The following is a 6,728-nucleotide window of genomic DNA, read 5'->3' on the forward strand; positions in this document are numbered from 1 at the left end:
AGCCTCCCTTTCGATGGCGTTGTTAGGCGGTCTTCAGGTTCGGATGGACGATCGCGCCGCCCTGGGTGACGACGGCGGCCTTCAGGATTTCGTCCTCGAAGTCGGGGGCGAAGGCGCCCTCCTTGTTCGTGAACAGAGCCGACAGGGCCACGAGGTTCCGCGAATAGAGCGCGCTGGCGTCGGCGGCGATGCGGCCGGGCAGGTTGGCGTGACCGAGGATCTTCACGCCGTTCGGGGTGACGACCGTCTCGTTCAGCTTGGCGCCTTCGACGTTACCGCCCTGCTCGATGGCCAGGTCGACCAGGATCGAGCCAGGCTTCATCGACGCCACCTGGGCGGCGGTGACCAGCTTCGGCGCCGGACGGCCGGGAATCAGGGCCGTGGTGATGACGATGTCCTGCTTGGCGATATGGCTGGAGACCAGCTCGGCCTGCTTGGCCTGGTATTCCTTGGACATCTCCTTGGCGTAGCCGCCGGCCGTCTGGGCGTTCTTGAACTCCTCGTCCTCGACGGCCAGGAACTTGGCGCCCAGCGACTCGACCTGCTCCTTGGTGGCCGGACGCACGTCGGTGGCGGTCACCACCGCGCCCAGGCGGCGAGCGGTGGCGATGGCCTGCAGGCCGGCGACGCCCACGCCCATGATGAACACCTTGGCCGCGGCGACGGTGCCGGCGGCGGTCATCATCATCGGCAGGGCCTTGCCATAGGCTTCGGCCCCCTCGATCACGGCGCGATAGCCGGCGAGGTTGGCTTGGCTGGACAGCATGTCCATCACCTGGGCGCGGGTGATGCGCGGGATGAACTCCATGGCGATCGCGGTCGCGCCGGCCTTGGCCAGGGCGTCCAGCGTCTCCTTGTCCTGGTAGGGATTGAGCGCGGCGGCGACGATCGCGCCGCTCTTCAGGGCCGCGATCTCGGCGGCTTCGGGCGCGCGGACCTTGAACAGGACATCAGCGTCCTTGATCGCGTCCTTGGCGGTCTTGGCGATCTTGGCCCCAGCCGCTTCGTAGTCGGCGTCCGGATAGGACGCGGCCGTCCCCGCGCCTGCCTGCACGACCACCGAGAAGCCGGCCGCGCCGAGCTTCTTGACGGTTTCAGGCGTGGCCGCGACCCGCGTCTCGTTCGCGCGGGTTTCTTTCGTGACGGCGATGACGGCCATCGGCATACCCCTCCCAGAGCGCTGTTACCTCATCAGGATGAGGCGCTCTGTAGGGGATAGTCTTGCCTCTTGTCGAGGCATGACGTGCAGGTCAGGGAAAAAATATGCCGATGTCTACCGGTGTCAGTGGGCCGGAGCGGGCTTTTCGCGAAGCAGAACAACGCCCAGGGCCAGCAGCACGATCGCAGCGATAGCGCTACCAACGAAACCGGCCGGCGTGCAGAACAGCAGGGTGATGAACAGCAGCAGGACGGAGACGGCCAGCGAGCCCCACTTCGTCATCTTGCCGAACGCGGCGTAGGTCGCCGCCTGTTCCGAGATATCCATTTCACCGCGGTGATAGTCGCCGGCCATGTGTCGTCCTCAGTGGAAAAGAATTACGCCCTCGCCCGATACAACGCGGGCCGCCAGGGCTCAAGCGTCCGAATTGCCCCAGGCCTCGGCGGCGAAACGCGCACGCACCGCCTCTACGGCCTGATCGACAGTGATATCCGCGATTCGTCCCTCGCCCCCATCGAGGCGAGTCAGCCAGCGCGAATAGGCCGGCACCGGCGCCGTACCCATCAAGCCTATGCAGGGCGTGCCGACCGCGGCGGCGACGTTCAGCGCGCCGGAGTCGTTGCCGAGGAACCCCGCCGACAAGGCGATCAGGGCCGCCGACTGGTCCAGCGGCAGGTCGCAGGCGACGACATTGCCGGGCAGCGCGCCGATCGCGGCCTTGGCCGCTTGCGCCTCGTGAGGGCCGCCGACCCAGAACACGGTTCCAAACAGGTCCGACAGGCGCGCGGCTGTCTGCGCGAAGCGCTCGGCCGGCCAGGTGCGCGCGGGTTCGCTGGCGCCGATGCCCAGGCACAGCCAAGGCCCAGGATGAGCGGCGTATCGAGCCTTCACCGCGGCGACCGCGGCGGGATCGAGCTTGAGGGCGGGCTCGCGGCTCTCGACCGCCAGGCCGTGGGCCGCTTCGAAGGCGGCCAGCTTGTCGAGCCGGTGCGCCGGACGCATGGCCTTGGCCAGGAAGGGCCCCTTGTTCAGGAATCGCTCCTGGCCATGGCCCAAGCCGAAGCCACGCCGCTCGGGCACGCCAGCCAGGAAGGCGGCGATGGCGGGGCGGTCGATCTTCTCGAGGATCCAGACCGCGCGCGGCTTCTCGACCTTGCACAGACGATGGAAGTCGAGGGTTTCGCGAACGCCCTTCAAGCGGTCCTTATAGTGCGGCGCATAGAGCACCCGCGCGACGCTCGGCTCGACCCTCAGCACCTCGGCCGCTCGGCTGGAGGGCCGGGCGACCAGGACCACCCGCCCCTCGGGCGTGGTCGCCGCGATCGCGCGGATGGTCGGCAGGTGCCACATCAGGTCGCCGATCCCACGATCAGGCGCATAGACGAGGACGGGTCCGGTCACGGCCGTCAGGCCCAGGCCGCCAGCAATCCTCGCAACCCGGTCACGAAGGCCAGGGGCTGGTCGATCATCACGTGGTGGTCGGCGTCGGGAATAGGCAAGAGCAGCACGTCCTTAGGCATCTGCGCGAGCATATAGTCGACGGTCTCGGCATGCATCAGGTTCGAGCGTTCGCCCCACATCAAGGCGGCCGGACAAGCGATCTGGGGCAGCAGAGCCCCCAGATCGGGCATGCGGAAATTGTGCCAGAGGTCCGGATCGAACTTCCAGGTCCAGGCGCCGTCGACCTGTTTCAGTGAGCGGCGGGCGATGAAGTCGGCGATGTAGAGGTTCTCGCAGGGCTGCGGCGGCGCCAGACGGAAGCGGGTCAGCGCTTCTTCCAGGGTCGGATAGGACGGCAGGCCGTGACCCGAGCGCGGCGGCGGACCCTTCCAGCGCTTTTCCGGCGGCTGGATGCTGCTGTCGACCATGATCGCCCCGCGCAAGCGCTCGGGGTGGCGCGCGGCGCAATAGAGGGTCGGGAAGCCGCCGAACGAGTGGCCGACCACGATCGGCTTGACCCCGCCCGCCTCCAGGCCCGCCGCCTCAGCGGCCGCGAAGATCTCGGCCGCGAACAGCTCAGCGCTGTAGGCGGGGCGCCAGTCGCTGCCGCCCATGCCCGACCATGAGATCGCCGCGACCCGCCACTCTTTGGCGAAGAAGGGCGCGATGAAGCTCCACCAGTCGGCGTGGGCGCCATTGCCGTGCAGGAACAGCAGGCCCGGCTTGCCGACCTCGCCCCAGGTCAGGAGTTCGATGTTCGCGCCTTCGACGGCGATGGTCGAGCGCTGGGGGGCGTGGGCGATCGTCGCGTCGAACCAGGCCGGCGCGGGCGGGGGCTCGCCGTGGAACGGCGCGAGCAACGAGGCGGGGGCGGACTGGTCGTCGGCCATGCCTTACGCCTCTTCCTTGTAGTTCAACTCGCCCGGGCGCGGCTTGCGCGGGCTCAAAGCCTTGAAGATCCCGGCGCCGGTGATCAGGGTCCGGTCGCCGCACCAGATGCGGCCGCGCACGGTGAACACCAGGTCCTCCTCGGCGATCAGCTCGCCCTCGCCTTCCACCCAGTCGCCCAGCTTGGCGCCCGACAGGAAGTCGCACATCAGCCGCACGGTGACCCAGCTGTAGGACTTCTGCAGAGAGATGATCCGCCCCCACGCCATGTCGGCGAAGCTCATCAGCATGCCGCCGTGGCAGTTGCCCAGGCCGTTGGTGTGGTGCTCTTCGACGCGGAAGGCCAGCCGGGCCTGGCCGGGTCCCTCGCGATGCTCGAACAGCGGGCCGATCTGCCGGCCAAAGCCACGCGACCAGTTCAACTGGGAAAAGCCTTCGGGGATCGCCGCTGTCTGGGCGTCTGTCAGATCATCGGACATGCGGTCAGGCTAACAAGCGTTTGAAAAAAGGAAAGCCTTCCGTAAGGACGGGGGTCCGGCCGGTGTCTAACCTCTTCGAAACGGGGGATCGATGGGCCGGGACATCGCCAGAGACGTCGACAGGGACTTCGCCGACTGGCTGGCGCCGCATCTGCCGATGCTGCACCGGACGGCGCGGGCCTTCGCCGAACCGCCGGACCAGCACGACCTGCTGCAGGAGATGTCGCTGGCCTTGTGGAAGGCGCGGCCAAGGTTCCGGGCCGAAAGCGCCGCGAGCACCTTCGCCCACCGCGTGGCCCACAACGCCGCCCTCACCTGGCGCCGCGGCGAGGCTCGCCGACGGACCCGCGGCGTGGCGATCGAGGCCGAGCTGCTGACGCGCGAGGCCGGGACCGATCCGCAGGGCGCGTTGCTGGAGACACTCTACGCGGCGATCCGCCGTCTGCCGCCGATCGAACGCTCGCTGATCCTGCTGTCGCTGGACGGCCTGCCCTATGCCGAGATCGCCCGCCTGCACGGCCTTTCGGAAACCAATGTCGGGGCGCGGCTGACCCGGATCCGCCAGCGCATCGCCAGCCTCGTGGAGGACGACCATGGAGTTTGACCGTCTCGAAGCCGCCTGGCGCTCGCCCGCCAACACGCTTGACGCCCGCGCCCAGGCCTATCTGATGGAGGAAGTTATGAAGTCTCTGAAGGCTCGTCGCCGCGGCGAGATCCTGCTGTTCGCCATCCCGATGATCGCCATGTCGATCTTCACCGCCATCGCGGTCCGGGCGATCGCCCAGGGGCGCCTGGATCCAGCCCGCGAGTGGGGCGCCCTCGTGATGCTGGGCGTTTGCTGGCTGGTCCTGGGAGCGATTCTCGTCGCCGGCGTGCTGCTGCGCCACCGGCGGAGTCAGGACCAGGGATCGATGCGCGACACCCTCGCGGCCATGCTCTCCGCCAACCGGCGGGCGCGGACCAATATGAAGGTCTTCCTGGTGATGCTGCCGGTCTTCCTTGTCCCAATGCTGTTCAGCGTCACGCAGTTGCACCAGGTCGGCAAGGCGACGGAACGCGACGCCTGGCAGATGCTGCTGGTCTTCGGCCTGGCCCTCGGCGCCAGCGTCACCTGGAACACGGCGCGGTATTTCGGGGTCATGAAGCCCGAACAGCGGCGGCTGGAGGCGTTGCTGAAGGAGTATGAGTAACCCACTATTCCGATTTCCCCGGCGAATGCCGGGGCCCAGATGGAAGAGTGTTGAAGTGGGCTCTAAGGACGCGGCGCGCCTCCCATTAGATCAGGCGTTTTGAGATCTGGGTCCCGGCATTCGCCGGGAAGATCGGTTTTCTAGATCCCCACCGCCGCCAGCGCCTTGGCCTGCCGCTCGGCCACGGCCTCTTCCGAGAAACCTTCCTGCGAGGCCTCGAACATCCGGCGCCAGTTGTGGCTGGCGCCCAGGTGCAGGAAGGCCGCGCCGAGGCCGATGGCGGCGCGGTCCATGAACACGAACTCGCGGGGAATGGTGACGCCGCCGACCGCCTTCAGGGCCTGGCGCACCTTGAAGGCCTCGCGACGGCCGTACTCGCCGGGCGGGACGTCGTCGGCGACGGTGCGGACCCGGTCGTCCAGCAACGGGCCGTAGATGAAGCGGGCCCAGACGTTCAAGGTGTCGACCAGCTCGTCGGTCAGCCCCTGGAAGCCCCAGGTGCGATAGGCCTCCATCTGCTCGGCGCGATCGTCGTTGGACAGGGCGCGATAGAGCCGCACCACCCCGGCCACGAACTTCGGTGGGAAAATGCGGATGCAGCCGAAATCCAGCAGGTTCAGGTGCGCCGCGAGCTTTCCCCCCTCTGGGCCCCCGAAGGTGTAGTTCCCCAGATGCGGGTCGCCGTGAATGATGCCCAGATGCGTCATCGGGCTCCACCAGGCCTCGAACAGCAGGGCGGCGATGCGGTCGCGGACCTCCTGCGGCGCGGTCTTGAAGGTCAGCAGCCCCTGCCCGTCCAACCAGGTCATCGACAGCAGGCGGCCCGTGGACAACTCCGGAACCGGCGTCGGCGTGCGGATGTCCTCGCGGCCGGCGAAGAAGGTCCCGTAAAGCGCCATCAGCTTGGCCTCGCGGGCGTAGTCCAGCTCCTCGCGCAGCCGGTCGCCGATCTCGACGATCATTTCGGACGGGTCGATCGAGCCGTCCATCCGCTTGAAGAGATTGATCAGGGCGCGCAGCTGGCCCAGGTCGCTTTCGACCGCGCTCTGCATGTCCGGATACTGCAGCTTCACGGCCAGGGCCCGACCGTCGTGGCTCGTGGCGCGGTGCACCTGGCCCAGCGAAGCGGCCGCGGCGGCCTCGTGCTCGAAGCTCGCGAACTTGCCCTGCCAGTCGGCGCCCAGCTCGGCCGCCATGCGCCGGCGCACGAACGGCCAGCCCATGGCTGGCGCGTTGGTCTGCAACTCGGCCAGCTCCTTGGCGAATTCGGGCGGCAGGAGGTCGGGCACGGTGGCGAACATCTGCGCCGCCTTCATCAGCGGCCCCTTCAGCCCGCCCAGCGCCGCCTTCAGCGCCTTGGCGTTGCGGGCGTCGGCCTCGTCGCCGCCGAACATCCGGTTGGCGCCGTAGCTGACGGCGGCGCCAGAGAGGCCCGCGCCCACCTTGGCGAAGCGAGAGAGGCGGCCGGAGAGACGGTCACGTTCGGGGTCTTGCACCATCAGATCAACGCTCCAATCCCTTCTCCCCTTGCGGGAGAAGGTGTCGCGAAGCGACGGATGAGGGGTCGCGCGG

General features: G+C 68.2%; 8 protein-coding genes. 2 read left to right on the plus strand and 6 right to left on the minus strand.

What is annotated here, in order from left to right:
• Positions 1 to 22: 22 nt before the first annotated feature.
• The 5 genes from AX690_RS00320 to AX690_RS00340 all read right to left on the minus strand — a co-directional run bounded on the left by AX690_RS00320 (position 23) and on the right by AX690_RS00340 (position 3,966).
• Complete coding sequence (locus AX690_RS00320; protein WP_197426734.1) at positions 23 to 1,165, minus strand: Re/Si-specific NAD(P)(+) transhydrogenase subunit alpha; 1,143 nt, start codon at positions 1,163 to 1,165, stop codon at positions 23 to 25.
• 117 nt (positions 1,166 to 1,282) lie between these two features.
• Positions 1,283 to 1,513: an aa3-type cytochrome c oxidase subunit IV gene (locus tag AX690_RS00325; RefSeq protein WP_066686571.1), complete on the minus strand. Its 231-nt coding sequence runs from the start codon at positions 1,511 to 1,513 to the stop codon at positions 1,283 to 1,285.
• Positions 1,514 to 1,573: 60 nt separating this feature from the next.
• Positions 1,574 to 2,509: a glycosyltransferase family 9 protein gene (locus AX690_RS00330; protein ID WP_231732058.1), complete on the minus strand. Its 936-nt coding sequence runs from the start codon at positions 2,507 to 2,509 to the stop codon at positions 1,574 to 1,576.
• Between the two features lie 56 nt (positions 2,510 to 2,565).
• Positions 2,566 to 3,489 (minus strand): alpha/beta fold hydrolase, encoded by a 924-nt coding sequence (locus AX690_RS00335; protein WP_066686567.1) that lies wholly within the window; start codon positions 3,487 to 3,489, stop codon positions 2,566 to 2,568.
• A 3-nt stretch (positions 3,490 to 3,492) separates the two neighbouring features.
• Positions 3,493 to 3,966 carry a PaaI family thioesterase gene (locus tag AX690_RS00340; protein WP_066686565.1) on the minus strand — a complete coding sequence of 158 codons (474 nt, stop codon included), beginning with the start codon at positions 3,964 to 3,966 and terminating at the stop codon, positions 3,493 to 3,495.
• 103 nt (positions 3,967 to 4,069) lie between these two features.
• Here AX690_RS00340 and AX690_RS00345 point away from each other — a divergent pair, with 103 nt between their 5' ends.
• On the plus strand, positions 4,070 to 4,570 hold the full coding sequence (locus AX690_RS00345; RefSeq protein ID WP_066686757.1) for an RNA polymerase sigma factor: 501 nt from the start codon (positions 4,070 to 4,072) through the stop codon (positions 4,568 to 4,570).
• The gene (locus AX690_RS00350; protein ID WP_066686563.1) at positions 4,560 to 5,156 is read left to right on the plus strand and encodes a hypothetical protein; all 597 of its coding nucleotides are present in this window, start codon (positions 4,560 to 4,562) and stop codon (positions 5,154 to 5,156) included. The genes AX690_RS00345 and AX690_RS00350 overlap by 11 nt, the downstream gene beginning before the upstream one ends.
• 140 nt (positions 5,157 to 5,296) lie before the next feature.
• On the opposite strand, the gene AX690_RS00355 is transcribed toward AX690_RS00350, so the two are convergent.
• Entirely contained in the window at positions 5,297 to 6,655 is a 1,359-nt protein-coding gene (locus AX690_RS00355) for an AarF/ABC1/UbiB kinase family protein (RefSeq protein ID WP_066686561.1), read from the minus strand.
• Between the last annotated feature and the right edge of the window lie 73 nt (positions 6,656 to 6,728).

Source organism: Caulobacter sp. CCH9-E1, assembly GCF_001556515.1.
GTDB lineage: Bacteria > Pseudomonadota > Alphaproteobacteria > Caulobacterales > Caulobacteraceae > Caulobacter.